The organism is Cohnella lubricantis (genome assembly GCF_014212015.1).
GTDB classification, from domain to species: Bacteria; Bacillota; Bacilli; order Paenibacillales; family Paenibacillaceae; genus Cohnella; species Cohnella lubricantis.
Map to the genome: position 1 here is coordinate 42,239 of NZ_JACJVN010000028.1, position 20,197 is coordinate 62,435.

At 59.4% G+C, this 20,197-nt stretch carries 19 protein-coding genes and 1 riboswitch; of the genes, 7 read left to right on the forward strand and 12 right to left on the reverse strand.

Annotation, left to right across the window (positions count from 1 at the left end; translation table 11 throughout):
* Positions 1–54: 54 nt before the first annotated feature.
* Positions 55–165: riboswitch (TPP riboswitch) on the reverse strand.
* A 114-nt stretch (positions 166–279) separates the two neighbouring features.
* The 6 genes from H4Q31_RS07595 (at position 280) to H4Q31_RS07620 (ending at position 5,947) form a co-directional block, all read left to right on the forward strand.
* On the forward strand, positions 280–957 hold the full coding sequence (locus H4Q31_RS07595; protein WP_185178475.1) for an SOS response-associated peptidase: 678 nt from the start codon (positions 280–282) through the stop codon (positions 955–957).
* A gap of 173 nt (positions 958–1,130) precedes the next feature.
* Positions 1,131–1,568, forward strand: coding sequence for a hypothetical protein (locus tag H4Q31_RS07600; RefSeq protein ID WP_185178476.1), 438 nt, complete (start codon positions 1,131–1,133; stop codon positions 1,566–1,568).
* A 94-nt stretch (positions 1,569–1,662) separates the two neighbouring features.
* Positions 1,663–2,778 (forward strand): tetratricopeptide repeat-containing glycosyltransferase family 2 protein, encoded by a 1,116-nt coding sequence (locus H4Q31_RS07605; protein ID WP_185178477.1) that lies wholly within the window; start codon positions 1,663–1,665, stop codon positions 2,776–2,778.
* Positions 2,775–4,409, forward strand: a complete 1,635-nt coding sequence (locus tag H4Q31_RS07610; RefSeq protein WP_185178478.1) for a glycosyltransferase — start codon at positions 2,775–2,777, stop codon at positions 4,407–4,409. Before H4Q31_RS07605 ends, H4Q31_RS07610 begins: the two co-directional genes overlap by 4 nt.
* A complete protein-coding gene (locus H4Q31_RS07615) occupies positions 4,402–5,115 on the forward strand; it encodes a glycosyltransferase family protein (protein ID WP_185178479.1) in 714 nt (237 codons plus the stop codon). The genes H4Q31_RS07610 and H4Q31_RS07615 overlap by 8 nt, the downstream gene beginning before the upstream one ends.
* A complete protein-coding gene (locus H4Q31_RS07620; RefSeq protein WP_185178480.1) occupies positions 5,099–5,947 on the forward strand; it encodes a class I SAM-dependent methyltransferase in 849 nt (282 codons plus the stop codon). The genes H4Q31_RS07615 and H4Q31_RS07620 overlap by 17 nt, the downstream gene beginning before the upstream one ends.
* A gap of 295 nt (positions 5,948–6,242) precedes the next feature.
* Here the strand turns inward: H4Q31_RS07620 and H4Q31_RS07625 are convergent, their stop codons facing one another.
* From H4Q31_RS07625 to H4Q31_RS07645, 5 genes are all read right to left on the reverse strand, one after another.
* Complete coding sequence (locus H4Q31_RS07625; RefSeq protein WP_185178481.1) at positions 6,243–6,530, reverse strand: stage VI sporulation protein F; 288 nt, start codon at positions 6,528–6,530, stop codon at positions 6,243–6,245.
* 115 nt (positions 6,531–6,645) lie between these two features.
* Entirely contained in the window at positions 6,646–8,697 is a 2,052-nt protein-coding gene (gene recG, locus H4Q31_RS07630; RefSeq protein ID WP_185178482.1) for an ATP-dependent DNA helicase RecG, read from the reverse strand.
* Between the two features lie 27 nt (positions 8,698–8,724).
* Entirely contained in the window at positions 8,725–9,591 is an 867-nt protein-coding gene (locus tag H4Q31_RS07635) for a fatty acid kinase binding subunit FakB (RefSeq protein ID WP_185178483.1), read from the reverse strand.
* A 63-nt stretch (positions 9,592–9,654) separates the two neighbouring features.
* Positions 9,655–11,466 (reverse strand): fatty acid kinase ATP-binding subunit FakA, encoded by a 1,812-nt coding sequence (locus H4Q31_RS07640; protein ID WP_185178484.1) that lies wholly within the window; start codon positions 11,464–11,466, stop codon positions 9,655–9,657.
* Between the two features lie 66 nt (positions 11,467–11,532).
* Complete coding sequence (locus tag H4Q31_RS07645) at positions 11,533–11,892, reverse strand: Asp23/Gls24 family envelope stress response protein (protein ID WP_185178485.1); 360 nt, start codon at positions 11,890–11,892, stop codon at positions 11,533–11,535.
* Positions 11,893–12,045: 153 nt separating this feature from the next.
* On the opposite strand from H4Q31_RS07645, the gene rpmB reads away from it, so the two are divergent.
* On the forward strand, positions 12,046–12,234 hold the full coding sequence (gene rpmB / locus H4Q31_RS07650) for a 50S ribosomal protein L28 (protein WP_185178486.1): 189 nt from the start codon (positions 12,046–12,048) through the stop codon (positions 12,232–12,234).
* A gap of 219 nt (positions 12,235–12,453) precedes the next feature.
* Here the strand turns inward: rpmB and spoVM are convergent, their stop codons facing one another.
* From spoVM to rsmB, 7 genes are all read right to left on the reverse strand, one after another.
* Positions 12,454–12,534 (reverse strand): stage V sporulation protein SpoVM, encoded by an 81-nt coding sequence (spoVM, locus tag H4Q31_RS07655; RefSeq protein ID WP_010345573.1) that lies wholly within the window; start codon positions 12,532–12,534, stop codon positions 12,454–12,456.
* Between the two features lie 131 nt (positions 12,535–12,665).
* Positions 12,666–13,319: a ribulose-phosphate 3-epimerase gene (gene rpe / locus H4Q31_RS07660; RefSeq protein WP_185178487.1), complete on the reverse strand. Its 654-nt coding sequence runs from the start codon at positions 13,317–13,319 to the stop codon at positions 12,666–12,668.
* A 1-nt stretch (position 13,320) separates the two neighbouring features.
* A complete protein-coding gene (gene rsgA, locus H4Q31_RS07665; protein WP_185178488.1) occupies positions 13,321–14,223 on the reverse strand; it encodes a ribosome small subunit-dependent GTPase A in 903 nt (300 codons plus the stop codon).
* Positions 14,224–14,239: 16 nt separating this feature from the next.
* Positions 14,240–16,387: a Stk1 family PASTA domain-containing Ser/Thr kinase gene (pknB, locus tag H4Q31_RS07670; RefSeq protein WP_185178489.1), complete on the reverse strand. Its 2,148-nt coding sequence runs from the start codon at positions 16,385–16,387 to the stop codon at positions 14,240–14,242.
* Positions 16,384–17,151: a Stp1/IreP family PP2C-type Ser/Thr phosphatase gene (locus H4Q31_RS07675; RefSeq protein WP_185178609.1), complete on the reverse strand. Its 768-nt coding sequence runs from the start codon at positions 17,149–17,151 to the stop codon at positions 16,384–16,386. The genes pknB and H4Q31_RS07675 overlap by 4 nt, the downstream gene beginning before the upstream one ends.
* A 5-nt stretch (positions 17,152–17,156) precedes the next feature.
* Entirely contained in the window at positions 17,157–18,254 is a 1,098-nt protein-coding gene (gene rlmN, locus H4Q31_RS07680) for a dual-specificity RNA methyltransferase RlmN (protein ID WP_185178490.1), read from the reverse strand.
* Between the two features lie 143 nt (positions 18,255–18,397).
* Entirely contained in the window at positions 18,398–20,074 is a 1,677-nt protein-coding gene (gene rsmB / locus H4Q31_RS07685) for a 16S rRNA (cytosine(967)-C(5))-methyltransferase RsmB (RefSeq protein ID WP_185178491.1), read from the reverse strand.
* Positions 20,075–20,197: the final 123 nt, after the last annotated feature.

Consider the following 20,197-nt stretch of genomic DNA (forward strand, 5'->3'; position numbering starts at 1 on the left):
CGCTATCGAATCGCAAACGCGAAGGGACGCCAACAACATGCTGCGCCCCAACGGTTATATGTGCAAATCACTGCCTCCGCTGGAATTATCCAGATCAGGTCTGACGGTCGAAAGCGGATTAGCTTCCCTCTCAGCCAAGTTCCCTCAGCTCCCGCGTTACGTATTCGGTTATTAACGTCTCGCCCTTCATCATAAACGTTTGGCGCGGAGCGGTCAACCTTTTTTGCTATAATGAGAGCAGATGCGCCCGCTGCGGCGCCAGCAAGGAGGAGATCTCCCGTGTGCGGAAGATATACCATTACGATCGCTCTCGAAGAGCTGCTTGCTAGATACGAAGCTGAGAATGCGCTGGCTTCCGGCTACGAGCCGCGCTACAATGTAGCGCCCGGCCAGCTCGTGCCTGCCGTCATTGCCGGCGCGCAGCGCAATCGGCTCGGCATGCTGAAGTGGGGGCTCGTCCCTCCGTGGGCGGACGACCCGAAGATCGGCAATCGCATGATCAATGCCCGCGCGGAGACAATTGCGCTGCGCCCCGCTTATCGGGACGCTTACCGCAGCAGACGCTGCCTCATTCCTGCGGACGGCTTCTACGAGTGGCAGAAGCTGGATAACGGGAAGAAACGCCCGATGCGCATTACGCTGCGCGGAGGCGGGCTGTTCAGCCTCGCCGGCTTGTACGAGACGTGGACGGTGCCAGACGGCAGCAAGCTGCATACGTGCGCCGTGCTGACGACGAAGCCGAACCGGCTGATGGCGGACATCCATGACCGGATGCCGGTCATTCTCCGGCCGGAAGACGAAGCGCTGTGGCTCAACCGCCGTGTATGGGATGCTTCCAGGCTTGAGCAGCTGATGATGCCCTATCCGGCGGAAGAGATGGAGGCTTATGAAGTCGGCCAGGCGGTAGGCCATGCCGCGAACGACAGTCCGGCTTGTATCGAACGAATCGCGAAGTGAAGACATGGGGCTCTCCCTCAGCCGTCCGAGATGGCTTGGGAGGGCCCCTTCTTCTATCGCATTCGAGCCTGTCCCAACAACATTCCGCTCTTACCTGGATTGGTTTGTCCATACCTCACCGGACACGTTCTCATAGAATACTTTAGCCTCATTTGAAAGGAGGTGGAATATCTATGGGAACATTCCTTGACCAGAGAAGCTCGATGAACGCCAGCACAACGATCGCCATTCCGTTGTCGACGACGCCCGTGCTGTTCGGCGACATCGGCTTGCAGACGCAAGGCATCGCGGGCAACGGACTCGGGAACAACGGTTCCCTGATCGTCAACCTGTCCGGCACGATCGGAGTATCCCTTGGCGTCGCATCCACGGTGACGATCAACGTCGTTCGCGGAGGCAGCATTGCAGGCGGCACGATTATTTATACCGCGCAGTCGCCGTTCCTGTCGGCCGTCAGCCAGAACATCTCTTTCAGTGCGCAGGATTTGCTCGCTCCGGCTGCTCTGGAGACGCAGTACACGGCTTTCGTCACCGGCACCGGCCTGGGCGGAGTCTTGGCAGGCACGCGCGTCGGACCCGAAGCGTTCTGGGGTACCGCCTCCGTGGGCTAATCGCAAGGGAGCTTGCGAACGGATTCATTCTCTGTTCGCACAGCTTCCTCTTTTTCCATAACCAAGAATCCCTTCACGTGAAAGGATGGGAACCGTGATCACCATCAGCTTGTGCATGATCGTCAAGAACGAGGAAGAGACGATCGGACGCTGCCTCGACTCCGTCCATGATCTGGTGGACGAGATCAACATTGTCGATACGGGTTCCACCGACCGGACCAAGGAGATCGTATCCCAATATACGAACCGGATTTTCGACTTCGAGTGGATTCAGGACTTCGCCGCGGCCCGCAACTATTCGTTCGACCAGGCGACGCAAGATTATATCTTCTGGCTGGACGCCGACGACGTGCTGTTGGAGAAGGATCGGGAGCGGTTCCGCGAGCTCAAGGGCTCGCTCGATACGCGAATCGATTCCGTGATTATGAATTACGTGCTCTCTCGCGATTCTGGCGGCAACGCGCACAACGTGACGCGCCACAACCGGCTCGTCAAACGTTCGATATCCCCGCGCTGGATATACCCGATTCACGAGATTCTCGTTATCCGCGGCAGCCTTCTGCTCTCTCCCGTCGAGATTACGCACGCTCCGAAGCTGGAGAAGCGAAACCGCACGCGCAATTTGACCATCCTGCAGGAGCACATCCGCAAGGACGGACCGTCTCGGCGAAGCGAATTCTACTTAGCGAACGAGCTCTTCGACAACGAGCGTTATGACGAAGCGCTCGCCGCTTACGAATCGTTCCTGCAAGGAAGCGTCGAGAACTTCGAGGACCATATCGCCGCATGCGGGGTGCTCGCCCACTTGTATCACGAACGGGGAGATCTGGATCGGGAGCTTCAGTACCTGTTCAAGACGTTCGAATACGACGTGCCACGGGCGGACTACGTCTGCCGAATCGGGCTCTGGTTCGAGCAGAAGGGCGAATACCGTCTAGCGTCCTACTGGTACGAAGAAGCCGCGGAGCAGGATATTCCGGTCGATTATTTCGGCCTGATGAATCTAGTGTGCTGGACTTGGGTGCCCCATGTGCAGTTGATGCTCTGCTACGGGAAGCTCGGGGAACTCGGCAAAGCTTTGGAGCATATCGAGAAGGCGCTCTCTTACTTCCCGAATGATCCGAACCTGCTGGAGAATAAGAAAAGGTTGGAGGCCGCCATGGAACAACAACGGCAGCACTCGGAAGAAGCCGCGGTGGATAGGCCATGACGACGAGCATAATTCTTCTTACGCATAACCAGCTTGAGCTGACCCAAGCGTGCATCGAGAGCATCCGCGCATACACGCCGCCATCGCCCTACGAGTTGATCGTAGTCGACAACGCTTCGACCGACGGGACGGTCGGATGGCTGAAGAAGCAGCCGGACATACGCCTGATCGCCAACAGCGAGAACGTCGGCTTTCCTCGCGGATGCAACCAAGGGATGAGGCTGGCGACAGGCGGCCGGCTGCTGCTGCTCAACAACGACACCGTCGTCACCCCGAGGTGGCTGGAGCAGTTGACCGCCTGCCTCGAGAGCGACGAGCGCATCGGCGCCGTAGGCCCGGTCACCAATCAAGCGTCCTATTATACGGCTGTACAGGCACCCTATAGCGGCCGGGAGGAGATGCTCGCCTTCGCGGAAGGCTACAACCGTTCAGATCCGTCTAAGTGGGAGGAGCGGGCTAAGCTGATCGGCTACTGCCTGCTCCTGAGGCGCGAAGCCTACGAGACTGTCGGCGAGTTGGACGAACGCTATTCCCCGGGCAACTTCGAAGATGACGACTATTGCATCCGGCTGCGCCTCGCCGGCTACCGCCTGATGCTGTGCGCCGATACGTTCATCCATCATGAAGGAAGCGCTGCATTCCGGCAGGACATCAAGCGTTATCAGCAGACCATCAAGCGAAATGCGGTTCAATTCGTGGAGAAGTGGGGCTACAGTCCGAACGTGTTCGATATTCACCACGATATGATCGGGTGGATCGACGAGCCTAGAGAGACGCCGCTGCGAATTCTCGAGCTGAACTGCGGCGGCGGGGTTACGCTGCTGGAGCTGAAGGACCGTTATCCGAACACTGAGCTGTTCGGCATCGAACGCAGCCCGCACGCGGCAGAGCTCGCCTCTCTCGTCGCCTCGGTCACGGTGGGCGATCCGGAATTCGCCCGGCTCACGGAGCCGCCCGGATCGTTCGACTACATTCTGTTCGGGGCCTCCTTGGAGCAGCACGCTAAGCCAATCGAGCTGGTGCGCCAGTACGTTCCCTACTTGAAGGACGACGGCAAGCTGATCGCCCGCGTAGCGAATCTATCCCATTATTCGGTCATTCGGAACCTGCTTCGCGGGGAGTGGTCGGGTTATGAGGACCACTCGCCTCTGCGTTATTACACGTTCTCCAGCTTGACCCGCATGATGCAGATGAGCGGCGTGCACCATTTGGAATACAAGGGAATAACGAACGGCAAACCGCCTCCAAGAGATGAGCATTGGATCCGGGAGATGGCCCGAAGAGAAGGCGAATCCATGATCGACTATTGGATGTCGACCCACTTTCTCATCAAAGGCTACTTGACCTCCCTCTCTCCCGGCGTCCCGAACTCGCCCGGCTACCCCCGGCTTAAGCGGCTCATTCGCCGGCTGGAATGGAAGATAGACCCGATCCGGACAACCGAGGAGATAGCGGCCCTCTTCCGCGCCGGAGAAGCGCAGCTTCTGGATGCCGCTCGCGTCATCGAGCGAGCCGTGACTGACCAAGAAGAGGCGGCCCGCAAGCTCGCCCGGCTTCTATGCGAGCGCGGCATTGCCGAATCGGAGACACAAACCATACGTGCGCTGCTGGGAGGGAAGACCGATGCTTGAGATCCATCCTCGCAAAGTGGCATTCATCTGCTGTACGAATGACGAGGAGATGTTCGAGGAGTGCTCGCTGTACATTCGATCGCTGGATGTTCCCGATGGATTCGAGATCGACATCGTGCCGATCACGGGAGCTTCCGGCATGACCTCAGGCTACAACGAAGGGATCAAACGCACCGACGCGAAGTACAAAGTCTATATGCACCAGGATGTCTATATTCTGCATCGCTCGTTCATCCGCGATATGGTTCAACTATTCGAAGCTTCGCCGGAGATCGGCCTGATCGGGATGACCGGGGCGAGAACGTTCCCAATACACGGAAGATGGTGGGAAGGCGGCGATACGGCGGGGAAGGTGTACGGCACGATCAACGGCGTAGTGCAGTTAATGAACTTCGGCGATATTGAAGAAGACTTCGCCTTCGTCGAGACCGTTGACGGCCTGTTGATGATGACGCAGTACGATTTGCCGTGGAGGGACGATGTGCTGTCCGGCTGGCATTATTACGATATCGCCCAGAGCTTGGAGTATCTGCGAGCGGGATACCGGATCGCCGTTCCAAGGCAGGAGCAGCCCTGGGTGCTGCATGATTGCGGCGTATCCTACGTCGATCCCTCGTTCGCGGACGCGAAACGGCTCTTTATGCAAGAATACGGTCCCATGCTTGACCGATTAAGAGGGAGGGTTACTATTGGCCAACCATCTTGATCCCGCTTCCGTCAACGAGGCTGTCCGGCTGTACCGGGAACGCTGGCCGTCGGAAGGAGCCCGGGGGCTGACCCACCCCGTGGCCGCTCGCAGCCATGATCACGTCAGCTTCTCCGGCGAGCGGTTGATCATCAATTCGCAAGTCAAGATGAATCCCGTCTTCGCGGAGCATCTCCTTCGTTACGACTGGGCGTGCCGCTTCGTCAGCGGACTTAGCGTGCTGGACGCCGCTTGCGGGGCAGGCTACGGCTCCAAAATGATGGAGATGGCCGGTGCGGCAGACGTGACCGGCGTCGACGTGGACGAAGAGAGTCTGGCTCATGCCCGCTCCGCATACGGGGGCGAGCGGATTCGCCATCTGCTGGCGGACATTCAGAGTCTGCCCTTCGAGGACGAGACGTTCGAGGCTGTCGTCTCCTTCGAGACGATCGAGCATATTCCGCGGGGCTCAGACTGGATCCGCGAATCCGCCCGGGTGCTGAAGCCGGGAGGGCTGTTCCTCGTCTCGACCCCCAACAGACAGACCTGCAATCCGGGGCTGTATTACGGAGAAGATCCGTTCAACCCCTATCACTTCTATGAGTACAATTTCTCCGAATTCGTCGGGGAGCTTCTGCAGGAGTACGATCTGCTCGAAGTTTACGGCCAAACCTTGATTCATGACGCCGACAACGACGCCCACCGCATGCTGCGGAAGCACCATGCGCGCAACCCGGTCTGGCGGCCGAATCCGACTCCGGCCGTCAAAGGCCACGAGCTCGTGCCGTACGGTCAGATCAAGAACGCTCAGCCGATGTTCATCGTGGCTCTCTGCCGCAAGAAGAGCTTCTGATCGGAACAGAAGCCGCCGCTCTCGCCGGCTCTGCTCCTTCACCGCCAGGAGGCGGCAGCTTGAGCCGCCCGTTCGGACATCCAAGCCGATCGCGAAGAGCTCGCGACCCGTTGCTAGAGGCATGCGAAATAGGCCGGTCTGTCGGTAACGCGCGAACCGACAGACCGGCCTGCCTCAGGCGAGGCGCAGCTAAGGAAGAAGGACAAGCCCTCCGCGTCTGAGAGACTCCCCTACAGCGGCAACCAGCCGCCAGCCGAACGAACAGAGGATCATGGGGCGGATCGTCCGCCGCGCTTCAGCGGAACATCGCCCACAGCTTGATCAAGTGGAACGTGTTCTTCGGATCGATCTTCTGGGCGAGCACGAAGTTCACGATTTGCTGCTCCTGAATGCTGGTCAGCGGCTCGTTCAGAATCCGGGCGGCCGACTTCACCCACTTGGCCACCTTGACACGGTCCTGCAAATCATATTTGTTCGCCCCGTCGATTAACTGCTTCAGTCTCTCCTTGGTCGCGGGGTTCTTCATCTTGAACTTGACCCGCTCCACGAGATCCGGCCTGATGCCGAACTGCTGATAGCTCATCCCCAACACGTCCTTCCGGCATAGTCTTGAATATCCTATGCCGGCGGAAGCCGAATTTGAACCGGTCCCCTTGCCTAATCCAACGCTACCCTCACCAAGTCCAATGGTTCCCCGCTTAATCCAACGGTTCCCCGTCGAACAGCGCCTCTCTGCTGAGGAACGCTCTTAACCGCTCATAGCGCGGCGACGTCCAGAATTCTGATTCCGCCGTCAGCGCTGCAGCGTCGTCCCTCGCCTGCTCCAGCACGGCGAAGTCCTCCATCAGATTCGCCACGCGGAACTCGGGCACGCCGCTCTGCTTCGTGCCGAAGAAGTCGCCCGGCCCTCGCAGCTCCAGGTCGCGCCTAGCGATCTCGAAGCCGTCGTCCGTGTCCGTCATCGCCTGCATCCGCTCTTGGCCGTTCTCCGACTTCGGGTCTGCGATCAGCACGCAGTAGGACTGATGCTCGCTGCGTCCGACTCGCCCGCGCAACTGATGAAGCTGCGACAGGCCGAATCGGTCGGCGTCCATGACGACCATTAGCGTTGCGTTCGGCACGTCGACGCCAACCTCGATGACCGTCGTCGACACGAGTACGGTCGTCCGCCCCGCTGCGAATTCCACCATCGCCGCTTCCTTCTCGGCCGGGGTCATTCGCCCGTGCAGCAGCCCTACCGCCAGCTCCGGCAGCGCCTGCCGCAGCTGGGCATGCAGGTCGATCGCATTCTGCACATCCAGCTTCTCCGACTCCTCGATGAGGGGACAGATGAAGAACGTCTGATGGCCCAGCTCCGCCTCGCGGCGAATGAACCCAAGCACCCGGTCCATCATGCCGTGCTTAACCCAATACGTCAGAATCGGCTTGCGTCCCTTCGGGCGCTCCTTGATCGTGGAGACGTCCATGTCGCCGAACACGGTAATGGCCAGCGTTCGCGGGATCGGAGTCGCCGTCATCATGAGCACGTCCGGGTTCAGCCCCTTGCGGCGCAGCACGCTCCGCTGGTTGACGCCGAATCGGTGCTGCTCGTCCGTGACGACTAATCCTAGCCGCCGGAAGACGACATCGTCCTGAATGAGCGCATGCGTGCCAATGACGATATCCGTCAGCCCTATCTGCAGCGACGCCAGTATGTCCTTGCGCTTGCGCTCCGTCAAGCTGCCGGTCAGCAGGGCGACCTGGATGCCGTACGGCTCGAACAGCTTGGACAGCGATCTCGCGTGCTGCTCGGCCAAGATCTCCGTCGGCACCATGAGCGCTCCCTGGTTGCCCGAACGGACGGTCATGTACAGCGCCACCGCCGACACGATCGTCTTGCCGGAGCCGACATCGCCCTGCAGCAGCCGGTTCATCGCATACGGACGCTTCATGTCATAGGTGATCTCGTTGATGATCTGCTTCTGGGCATCGGTTAACGTGAACGGAAGCGCCGACACGAACGCCCGCACCTCATCGTTGTTCACCTGATGGGCGATGCCGTCAGGCTGCTTCCGATTCGCGGCCCGGTAAGCCTGCAGCTTCAGCTCGAATAGGAACAGCTCCTCGTACACCATCCTGCGCCGCGCTTCCTGCCCTTCACTCGTATTCTCGGGACGGTGAAGCCGGACAATCGCCTCGCGGCGGGGCATAAGCCCATGCTTGTCCAGCAGCTCGGCGGGCAGCAGTTCGGGAATCATCGCGCCGTATTGATTCAGCGCTTCATCGATCTTCTTCCGCAGCCAAGCCTGCGTGAGGCTTCCGCCAACGGAATAGACCGGCTGCAGCGTTCCCGTCTTCGCCCCGCCCCGATCCGGGAAGGATGATTCCGCCACTGTGATCTGGCGTCTGCGGGCGTCCCACTTGCCTGTCAGATGGATATGGCGCCCCATCTCGAGCTGATCCTTCAGGAACCCCCGGTTGAACCAGACAGCCGTGACGAGCATCCCCTCGACCGTCACCCTGCACAAGAGACGGGCGGTACGGCCGTATCGCTGCAGCGACGGCAGCGTGGCGACCTGGCCCTCCACCGTGATCTTCTCGCCGTCCTTCACTTCAATCAGCGGCCGAATCCGGTAGTCCTCATAGCGGAACGGATAATATTCGATCAGATCTCCGACCGATGAGACGCCCAAGGCGTGAAGCTCCCCCGCCTTCTGGGTGCTCACGCCTCGGAGTTGCTCAATCGGGATAGCGAACAAATCGTTTGCCATTGCCCTTCAACCTTTCCTAAATGCCAATCATTGCTCCTTGGAAGGAATCAAGAAGATACCGATCGTACCCGGGCCGGCATGCGTGCCGATAACGGGTCCGATGTCGGAATGGGTATATTTGCGAATCTGGAACTTCTCCTTCAGAATCGCGATCAGCTCATCCGCCATCTCCGTACGCCCCGGCGTCGTGACGGCTGCCATGTCGACGGGAACGTTCGCGAAGTCGGCTTCGAGCAGCTCGACGATTCGCGCATAAGCCCGCTTCTGGCCTCTTGCCTTGTCAATGGAGTTGACATAGCCTTCGTCGTCGATCGTCAGGATCGGCTTAATGTTCAGCAAGGTGCCGAACAGCGCCGACGCCCGGCCGATGCGGCCGCCCTTGTGCAAGTATTCCAACGTCTCTACGAGAAAATAAAGTCCGGTCTTGCTTCTTAATTCCTCTATGCGGGCGAGGATGTCTTCCTTCGACGCGCCGCTGCGCGCCATCTCTGCCGCTTCCACGACAAGCAGTCCGTAGCCGTACGACGCCGACTTGGAGTCGATGACGGTCACGTCGCCTTCACCTTCGAGCATTGACTGGGCCAGAACAGCAGATTGGTGCGTACCGCTCAAGGCAGAGGACAGGTTGATGGAGATCACCTGCCGACCTTCGTCGACGTGGCGCTTGAAGATCTCGTAATAGTCCCCCGGAGACGGCATGGACGTCTTCGGCAGCTCTTTAGCTTCTGGCAGCTTCTCATAGAATTGCGCCGGGCTGAGCGTCACATTGTCCAGGTAGGAATCGTCTCCGAAGTGAACGCTCAGCGGCACCATCTCGATGCCGAGCTTCTCGCGGATGTCCTTGGGAATGTCAGCCGTACTGTCCGTTACGATGACAATCGATTGAGTGGACATAGTGGCATTCTCCTTATATTAAGCTAATGGTGAATAGGCAGGCATGGCGGGTGCGAATCGTTATCACACCTGCTCGACCATGAACCAGTACGGGTACAGAGGCTGTCCGCCTTCGTGAACCTCGACCTCGGCGTCCGGATAGTTCTCGTCCAGCCAAGCGACGAGAGCGCCCGTGCATTCAGGATCGGCGTCTTCGCCGGTCAGAATCATGACGAGCTCGTCGCCGGATGTCAGCATCTTCTCAAGCAGCAGACGAGCGGCTTCCACCACGCCGTCTTCGGCAGCGATGATATCCTTGTTCAAGATGCCGATGTATTGCCCGTCGCGAATGTCCAGGCCGTTCATCTGCGTATCCCGTACCGCGCGGGTCAATTGCCCGGTCGTAACCTTGTCCAGCGCCTTGATCATGCGCTCTTCGTTGGCGTTCGCCGAGTCTTCTTCCCGGTAGGCGAGAAGAGCCGCCATGCCTTGCGGGATGCTGGTCGAGGGAATAACCGTGACGGGACGGTCCGCCAATTCCGCCGCTTGCTTGGCAGCGAGCAGAACGTTCGAATTGTTCGGCAGCAGGAACACGTGCTCCACGCTTAGTCCTCCGATTGCCTTCATGAAGTCCTCGGTGCTCGGGTTCATGCTCTGACCGCCGGAGATCACCGCATCGACGCCCAGGCTGCGCAGCAGCTCTTCATTGCCTTGTCCAACGCTGACCGCTACGATACCGAACGGCGCCATCTCGTACGCGTCCGGGTTCGGCGGCGTCTCGCGCCCTTCCTCAAGCCCTTGGCCTTCGCGGCTATCCGCCGCGGGCAGCCCGGAAGCCGCCTCAAGGCCAAGCTCGCTGCCGTACGGCTTCCCCGCGTCTTCGTCCGCATGCAGCAAGTCGCGATGCTGATCCCGCATGTTGAGAATGCGCATCTCCGTCAGCTCGCCGTGTACGATCGCCGCGTTGAATACGTCCCCCGGGCGGCGGGAATGAACGTGAACCTTCACAATGTCGCCTTCATCTATGAGTATGATCGAGTCGCCGTCCTTCTCCAGCGTCTTCCGGAAGGCGTCTTCCGGGAACGGGCCGGCTTTGGCGACGTCTCTTCGAATGAAAAATTCCATGTCGTAAGGAAACTCAATCGATTCTGTCTCGATGCGCGATTGAGCGAGATGCCGCATATTCGGCGCTGCCGCCGGGCGATTGGATGAATAAGAATCGGACGAGAGCTTCCCGGCAGCCGGTTCGTTCGGCGCCAGTCCGTATCCGGCGCCTGTGTGCGAGGCCAGATAATCCCGGAATCCCTCATATATATAAACGAGGCCCTGGCCGCCGGAATCAACGACGCCCACTTGCTTCAGCACAGGAAGCATATCCGGCGTACGCTCCAATGTCTCCTGTGCTTTGTCCAACACTTCCTCCATCCACTCGGCTAATTCCGCCGTACGCCGCGATATCGCAAGACCGTGCTTGGCCGCTTCCCGCGCCACGGTCAGAATCGTGCCCTCAATCGGCTTGCCCACAGATTTGTAAGCGGTATCAACTCCCTGTTGCAAAGCAGCGGCGAAAGTCGGCACTGTCAGTTCCTGTTGTCCCGCAACCGCGCGGGAGAATCCCCGGAACAATTGCGACAGAATAACGCCCGAGTTGCCGCGCGCTCCCATGAGCAGTCCCTTGGCCAGCACCTCGGCGGCCCGGCCGACTTCGTCCGACGGTCTATTTCGCAATTCGGCCGCTCCGGCCGTCATTGTCATGTTCATGTTCGTTCCCGTATCGCCGTCCGGTACCGGGAACACGTTCAATTCATTCACACGGTCTTGATGTCTCGCCAGACGCTCCGCGCCGACGAGCACCATTGCCGTCCATTCCGCTGCGCTTAAGCTGCGTTTGCTCAAATGTAAATTCCCCTTCCGAAGGACGTCGGTTGATCTGCAGGCATTAAGCCCTCAACAAGTTGTTGCCTAGCGCGTCACGCGTACGCCTTGAACATAAATATTAACGTAGTCGACCTTAAGTCCAACGACTTCCTCCAGCACGTACTTCACTTTCGACTGGATGTTGTGGGCGACTTCGGATATTTTCGTTCCGTAGCTGACAATGACGTGAAGATCCAGGTGCACTTGCTCGCCTTCCCGCCTGACTTCCACGCCCCGCGCGAGGTTCTCCCTCCCGAGCAGCTCCGCAATGCCATCCTTCAATTGCTTGCGGGATGCCATGCCGACCAATCCATAACAATCCACCGCTGCGGAACCGGCGATGACCGCTATCACTTGATCGTCGATGTCGATTTTCCCGTTTTCTGTCGCCAGCTGCATGGGCATGGAAATTCACTCCTTTATGCTGTTATTATGGACTTTAGTTCATTGTACTATAAAATTCCCCAGGTTTGAAGCCAAAACGCAGATTGCAAGGCATGTTAGCGTATGCTATGATAGGGAAAGTGTCTGCAAGGTCTGGGTAGGGAGGTGGATTTAATGGCACGCAAATGTTACATTACGGGCAAGAAGCCTGGTTCCGGCAACAACGTATCTCACGCCAACAACCATAACCGCCGCAGCTGGGGGGTTAACGTGCAGAAAGTGCGTATCCTGGTTAACGGCAAACCGAAACGGGTTTACGTGAGCACCCGCGCCCTGAGATCCGGCAAAGTGACCCGCGTCTAATAACGCCGGACGTTACGGAGCGTTCAGGAAATTTATAAAATCCGATGATTGACAAAAGCACCTGGATCCCAGGTGCTTTTTGTTATGCCTGCTTGGCCAAGCATCCGCCAGAAGCTGCCGCCGCCGCCCTTTGGCGGACGCCGTCCAGCCATCCCCTATCGTTGCAAGCGTCTTCCCGGCAGAGCCGGAGCCTCCGGGAACCGCGGGTTCCATGGAGGCTCAGTTCTTCTGGAACGTGTTCAGAATCGCCTTGACAAACCCGCCCAGAAACTTCGGAAGCTTGATCGTGTAAAACTTCATCCTCACACCCTCCTCCGGTCCCTTCGCAGCCCCGCCGTTCGCCTTGGTTGGCGCGCGCTGTTTGATACATATGTATGCGGGTACGGCTTGGCCCTATACCGGACAGGATAAGAGAATTTTCAACTCCGGGCTTACGATCTCAACGTCGAAATGGCGAGCGAACGGTCTTTATGTCCGAAAATATAGCTGCCGGCCACCAGCGCGTTCGCGCCGGCCTCGGTCACCAGTCCCGCCGTCTCGGCGTTAATGCCTCCGTCGACTTCAATATGAACGTCCGTAAGCCCGCGGCGGTTCAGCTCTTCCCGCAGCGCCTTGATCTTAGACAGCATGGCCGAGATGAACGACTGACCGCCAAAGCCCGGATTGACAGTCATGATGAGCACGAGATCCAGGTCGTCCAGCACATAATCAAGCACGGACAACGGCGTGTGCGGGTTCAGCGCGACGCCCGCCTTGAGGCCCAGCCCGCGAATGGCTTGCACGGTCCGGTGCAAGTGCGTGCACGCTTCCGCATGCACGGTGATCCGGTCCGCGCCGGCTTTGACCAAATCCTCGAACAGCCGCTCCGGCGTGTTCACCATCAGGTGAACGTCGAACGGCAGCTTCGTGTACGAACGGACCGCCGCTACGACCGGCGGTCCGAACGTCAGGTTCGGGACGAATTGTCCGTCCATGATGTCGATGTGAATCCAATCCGCCCCGCGAGCTTCCACATCGCGGACATCCTCGCCGAGACGGGCAAAGTCCGCCGACAGAATTGAGGGTGCGATAATCGTCTTGTTCATGTCAGTACCTCCGTCGGTTCTCTTTCCATTCCGCCATGAATGCGGCGTAATGCTGATACCGGCTCTCCGCGATGCCTCCGCTCTCCCGTGCGGCCATGACGGCGCAGCCCGGTTCGTGAAGGTGAGTGCAGCCGCGGAACTTGCAGCCGGAAGCGAGCTCCCGGAACTCCCGGAAGCAGTCTGAGATCTGGTCGATGCCAAGCTCGGCGAAGTCAAGCTGGCTGAAGCCCGGCGTATCCGCCACGTAGCCGCCGCCCGCCATCTTCACCAGCTCGACGTGCCGCGTCGTGTGTCGGCCGCGGCCGAGCTTCTCGCTAATCTCATTCGTCTCCAATTGAAGGCCGGGGACGAGCGCATTGACGAGCGACGACTTGCCTACGCCGGACTGTCCCGCGAATACGCTGATATGGCGGCTTAGACGTTCTCGAAGCTCGTCTATTCCATCCTGCATCTTCGCGCTGGTGACGATCGTATCGTAGCCGATAGATGTGTAGAGCGAACGGGCGGATTCAACGTCACGGAGAATCCGGTCTGCATTCTCCGAGTCCGCCGTTGCGTCCATCTTCGTCAGCACGATAAGCGCATCAAGGCCTGCATGCTCTGTATGGACAAGGAATTTGTCCAACAGCTGCAGGTTCAGCTCCGGTCGAATGACGGAGAACACCAGCACCGCCAGGTCCGCGTTCGCAACTGGAGGTCGAACGAGCGCCGTCGACCTCGGCTGAATGGCGTCCACCGTGCCTTCCCCGTTCTCCGTCTCCGCGAACAGCACGCGGTCTCCGACAAGCGGAGACTCGCCTCTCTTCTTGAAAATACCTCTTGCTCTGCACTGCACTGTTCTTCCGCTATCGTCTTCGACGAAATAATAACCGCTGAGCGCTTTGTAGATTATGCCTTCAGGCATTCGGTTACTCCTTTGGTCATTGTCCGCCTTCGTTGTTGCCGCCTTGCGGGTTGCTTTCTTGGCCGCCATGCTGACCGCCTTGGCCTTGCCCGCCGCCGTTGCCGTCCCCGCCTTGGCCGCCTGTATCGAACGGCAGTCCGCCGATCGGATCATCCGCAGCTGGAGGGTCGAACGGACTCACCCACAGCGGCTGGTCTTCATACGGCACCGGAATTTCCTCTTGCTGCACTTTATCGCGATAGATCTTGATAACCCCTTGCGTATCGGGCAGCATGACGAGCAGCACTCGGAACGTCGTCGCCGACTTGATCTTCTGCGGCGCCACTCTCTCGATGTCCTCGCCGGTCTCGTCATTGACCGTGATGCGGATCGTGCTCTCCTTGCCGTCTTCAGCCGGCGGAACGGTGACGTCGATCCACTTCTCCTTCGTTCCTTCCGGATAGCCGTTGCTGATCCAGAGCTTAACCGCGGTCCCGACATCAACCTGTTTGCCCGGGTCGACCGGGAATTGCTTGAACACCTGACCCTTCGGCGTGAAGCTCGGCTCGTAGCTAAGCGCATCTTCATCAAGAGTAAGGTTATTCTGCAGCAGAATCGCCTTGGCTTCTTCAAGCGTCTTGCCGATCAGATCCGGCATTTCCACCGATTCCGGCCCCTTGCTGACGGTCAGCACGATCTCCGCCGTCTTCGGATCGAATTCGGCATTGGCTTTCGGCTCCTGGTCAAGAACCGTTCCCGGCGATGCATCGTCATATACTTCTTCGCCCTTGGTAATTCGGCTCTCGTCTACCCCATGCGCCTTCAACTGCTCGACCGCCGTCTCGTACGACTCGCCCGAAACATCGGGCATAACAGATAATTCCGGACCTGTGCTAACGGTCAGCGTTATCGTCGAACCTTCTTTGACCGTCATATTCTTGCGATCCTGATCCATGACCTCGTTCGGATCATACTCGTCGCTTGGCAGCTTAATAGGCGGATCCATTACCTTCAAGCCAAGCGCCTCCAACTCCGCTTTAGCCTCTTCGTATTGGGAACCGGTGACGTCAGGAACTTGAACGTCATTCGGCTTCAACGCTCCATTAAGCGCCGAGATAGCCCAGATTAGAATGCCGATCAAGATAACGGCAATGACGCCTAATACCGTCGGAAGTACCCAACGGCGCCTCGGCTCCTCCTCTTCGGCTGCCAGTTCCCGCTTCCGGCTGCTGCTCTTGGCTACCGTCTCTTCAGAAGACATGCGCATGTCCGGCTTCAGCGCCGGAATGACTCTCGTCGCCTCTTCCCCGTCCTTGTCCTCGCCCTCGTATTCGCTGGCGAACTGCACGCGCGGCTCATGCAGCCGCTGCGGCTGCAGACAGGTCTCCAGGTCGCCAAGCATAGCCCGGGCTGACGCATAGCGTTCCTGCGGGTTCTTACGCATCGCCTTCAGAATGACGTTCTCGACGCTCTGCGGAATGTGCGGGTTGACAATCCGCGGATCTTCGAACGATTCCTGCAGATGTTTCAGCGCTACGCTGATCGGGCTCTCCCCGAGGAAAGGAAGGCGGCCCGTCAGCATCTGGTACAGCACGATGCCGAGCGAGTAGATGTCCGACTTCTCCCCCGTAGTGACGCCTTTGGCATGCTCCGGCGAGAAGTAATGCACCGAACCGACAACCGAACCCGTCTGCGTAATCGTCGAAGAAGTGACCGCCCGCGCGATGCCGAAGTCCGTCACCTTCACTCGGCCGTTGTTGCCGATCAGAATGTTGTGGGGCTTGATGTCGCGATGAATGATTTGATTATGATGGGCATGGTCGAGCGCGTCGCATATTTGCGCAGCGATTCGAACCGCTTCCTCCACTTGAAGCGGCGCCCGGTCGCGAATAATTTCATTCAGATTATGGCCCTCGACGAGTTCCATTACGATGTAGTGCGTGTCATCTTCCTGGCCGACATCGTAAATGCTGACGATGTTCGGATGAGACAGCGATGCGGCCGCTTGTGCTTCCCGGCGGAATCGGCGAACGAAGTCGTCGTCGTTCGCGAACTGCTGCCGAAGCACCTTGACGGCGACGAACCGGTTCAGCAATATATCTCTTGCCTTATAAACCAAAGCCATGCCGCCGCCGCCGATGCGGGCCAGCAGCTCGTATCGTCCACCCAGCGTTTGACCGATCATGCCTTACCGCCTCCTGCGACGTCGAGTTTAGTATCGTAATCTATGAGTGCAACCGTGATGTTGTCGTCGCCGCCAGCATGCAGAGCCAGCTCAATCAGTTGTTCGGCAATACGATCCAAGCCCGCTTCGGGATCTGCCATCGTCTGCTCAATCAGATCCCCTTCTACGAGATTGGTCAGACCGTCGCTGCACAGAAGCAGGCGGTCGCCTGCCTGCCAATCCACCAATTCTACGTCCGCCTTGACTTCTCTGTCGGTGCCGAGCGCGCGCGTCACCCAGTTGCGATGCGGATGAATCGCCGCCTCCTCGGGGCTGAGTTGGCCGGACTTAACCAGTTCATTAACCAGCGTATGGTCCTCGGTCAACAGCTCCAATAGACCGTCCCTAAGACGATAAATCCGGCTGTCCCCGATATGCCCGATCAGAACCTTGCTGCTGTCAATCAAGGCGATCACAACCGTTGTCCCCATATTCGAATATTGCTCATTGCTCGATGCCGTCTCGAACACGGTGGCGTTAGCGCTGGCGATCAGCTCTCGCAGCTTAGCTGCGCTCGCTTCGAGCGCAATATCTTCTCCCCAGCCGGACAGGGAGCGAGTCAAGCTCTCCACCGCGAGGCCGCTCGCCACTTCCCCTGCCTTATGTCCGCCCATGCCGTCCGCGACAACCGCCGCGACAAGCCCGTTAGCCGTCAAGCCGATCCAAGCGCTATCTTCATTAATGTGCCGGACTCTGCCGACATGACTTCGCACTGCCGTCTTCACAACGGTCACCTCGCCTGTGCCTCCATATGCTTCGCCCGAAGCTGGCCGCAAGCGGCCGCGATATCGTGTCCTTGCTCCCGGCGAATGGTGGCGTTGATTTTATTGCGTTCCAGTATGCGATGGAACTCAAATATATCATCGCGCGGAGTGCGAACGTAATCTCGCTCCGGCACGTAGTTGACGGGAATGAGATTAACGTGGCACAGCATGCCCTTCAGCACGTCGGCAAGCTCCTGCGCATGCTCCGGCCGATCGTTGACGCCGCCGATCAGCGCGTATTCGAACGTAATGCGCCGGCCCGTTTTCTCAATATAATACTTCAAGGCATCCATCACTTCAGCGAACGGATACCGGCGATTGACCGGCATCAGCTTCGAGCGCAGCTCGTCGTTCGGCGCATGGATCGAGATCGCCAGGTTAATCTGCGTGTCCTCGTCCGCGAAGCGATAGATGTTCGGCACGATGCCGCTCGTCGATACCGTAATGTGGCGCTGGCCGATGTTAAGCCCCTTCGGATGGGTCATCAGCCGCAGGAACGTCATCGTGTTATCATAGTTCTCGAAGGGTTCGCCAGAACCCATGATGACGATGCTCGACACCCGCTCGCCTTCCGGATCGAGCAGTTGCTGCGCCTTCACGACCTGGGCGACGATCTCGCCAGCCGTCAGGTTGCGCTTCAAGCCGCCCAGCGTCGAGGCGCAGAATGTGCAGCCGATCCGGCAGCCGACCTGCGTCGTGACGCAGACGCTGTTGCCGTAGTTGTGCCGCATGATAACCGTCTCGATCGCATGGTTGTCGTGCAGGCCGAACAGGAACTTGACCGTTCCGTCCTTCGACTGCAGCTTCGTAATCTCGGTCAGCGTGACGAATGCGAAAGCTTCCGCGAGCTTGTCGCGAAGAGGCTTCGGCAGGTTCGACATCTCCTCGAAGGAGCTGACCCGCTTCACATATAGCCAATCGAAAATCTGCCCGGCCCGGAATACAGGCTCTCCCTGCTCCTTCACCCAGTCCTGCAGACCTTCCAGCGATAAATCGTAAATGAAAGGTTTGTCCGGCTTGTAATTTAATTTGCTGTCCAAACCTTTAAGTTCTTTTTTCTCCATAAGGTCACCACCGTTCGATCTATTTTACCATAACGCCGCAAGCGCAGGAAGCGAGACGATTCCCGCCTCTCAAGCGGCTGTTCATCCGAGTACCGGCCATTCCCACTTGCTTGCGGCCGTTCTTGTTTGAGAAAGGCGCCGGCTCACAGCCGGCGCTTCAAGCGGGCGATGAAGAAGCCATCGCTCCCGAACTGCTGGGGAAGCAGCTGCGCCATGCCTTCGAAGTCTGCCGGCAGCGCACCGCCGCGCCGCAGCGCGTTCAGGATCTCCTCCGGCCACTCGGAATCCAGCGCGAAGTCCGGATGCTGCGATAGGAAGCCGCGCACCGTATCCTCGTTCTCTTCATGAGCAATCGTACATGTGCTGTAGACGAGCGTGCCTCCCGGGCGAACGAGCGAATGAACCCGCTCGAGCAAGCTTCGCTGCAGCGCTGCGAGAGCAGCGACGTCTTCTTCTTGCTTGTTCCATTTGATCTCCGGCTTGCGCCGAATGACGCCGAAGCCGGAGCAGGGCGCGTCCAGCAGGACGACGTCCATCGAACCGGGCGGAAGCCGATCCGGCAGCTCGGCCGCATCCATCGTCGTCGTGCGGATGCTCTTAAGGCCTAGCCGCTCGGCCTGCTGGGCGATGAGCGCTTCCTTGTGCGGGTGGAGATCGTTCGCGATCACCTCGCCTTGGTCGCCCATCAGCTCTGCCAGATGGGCCGACTTGCCTCCAGGCGCGGCGCAGCAGTCGAGCACGCGCATTCCCGGCTGCGGGGCAGCGACGGCGGCGACCAGCATCGAGCTCTCATCCTGGACCGAGAGCTCGCCGCTTTGGAACCAGGGCGTCGCCGCCAGGCTTCCCGCCCGGGAAGCCACGATCCCGGCGGGGGCAAGCTCGGATGCGCGGGCATCGAGGCCGTCGTCGGCCATTGCCCGCAGCAGCTCCCCGCGTTCCGCGCGAAGCGGATTGACGCGGGCCGAGGCGTGCGGCGGCATATTGCCCGCCGCACATATAGCCTCCGCCGCTTGCACGCCGTAAGCGGCGATGAATCGCTCGACGAGCCAGCGCGGATGGCTGTGCTCGAGAGCGATGCGCTCCGCCGCGGGCAGCCCCGCGGGCAGCGGCGGAGCGACGCCTTCGCGGAGGATACCGCGAAGGACGCCGTTGACGAGGCCGGCGATGCCCGCGTGGCCTCGCTTCTTGGCGAGGCGCACAGCCTCGTCCGTCACCGCGTGCGCCGGCACGCGGTCGAGCCAGCGCAGCTGGTAATAGCTCATGCGCAGTAGGCTCCGCACCCATGGCTCGACCTTGCGCGGCCAGCCCTTGACTCTTTTCTCCAGCACATAGTCGATTGTGTTCAGCCGCTGAATCGTGCCGTACACAATCTCCGTCGCCAGCGCGGCGTCCTGCCGGGACAGCTCCGCCTCCGTGAGCGTGCGGTTCAGCTCCAACCCGCTGTACGCGCCTTCGCGATCCACCCGCTCGAGCACGCGCAGCGCCGCCTCGCGCGGGCCTTGCGGCTTCCGCCGAGCCGCACCCGCCGCACCCGCCGGCTTCCCGCCGGCTCTCGCGGCTTGGCTCAGCTTGGCTCCCGCATTGCTCTGCTTAGCGCTTGCATTATTGGGCTTAGCACTCGCATTGTTTGACTTAGCGCCAGCGTTGCCTGCCTTGGCGCCTACATTGCTGGGCCTGGCGCCTGCATGCCTCTGCCTCTCACCTGTCCCGCTTCGTTCGGCGCCGAACTTGCCTGCCTTGGCGCTCGCCTGAGCTGGACTTGAACCCGCTAGTCCGGTTCCCCGTCCCTTCGACTGCTGCCATTTATCGTTATGGCTCAAAGTTACAACACCCCGATTTTCCGAACAGAAATTATCATTAGTATGGCCTGAAACATATAGCTTGTAAAATTCGCCTCAAGGAGCCACTAAGCAGGTCATCTAATCCAACACAGCGCGCCCCAC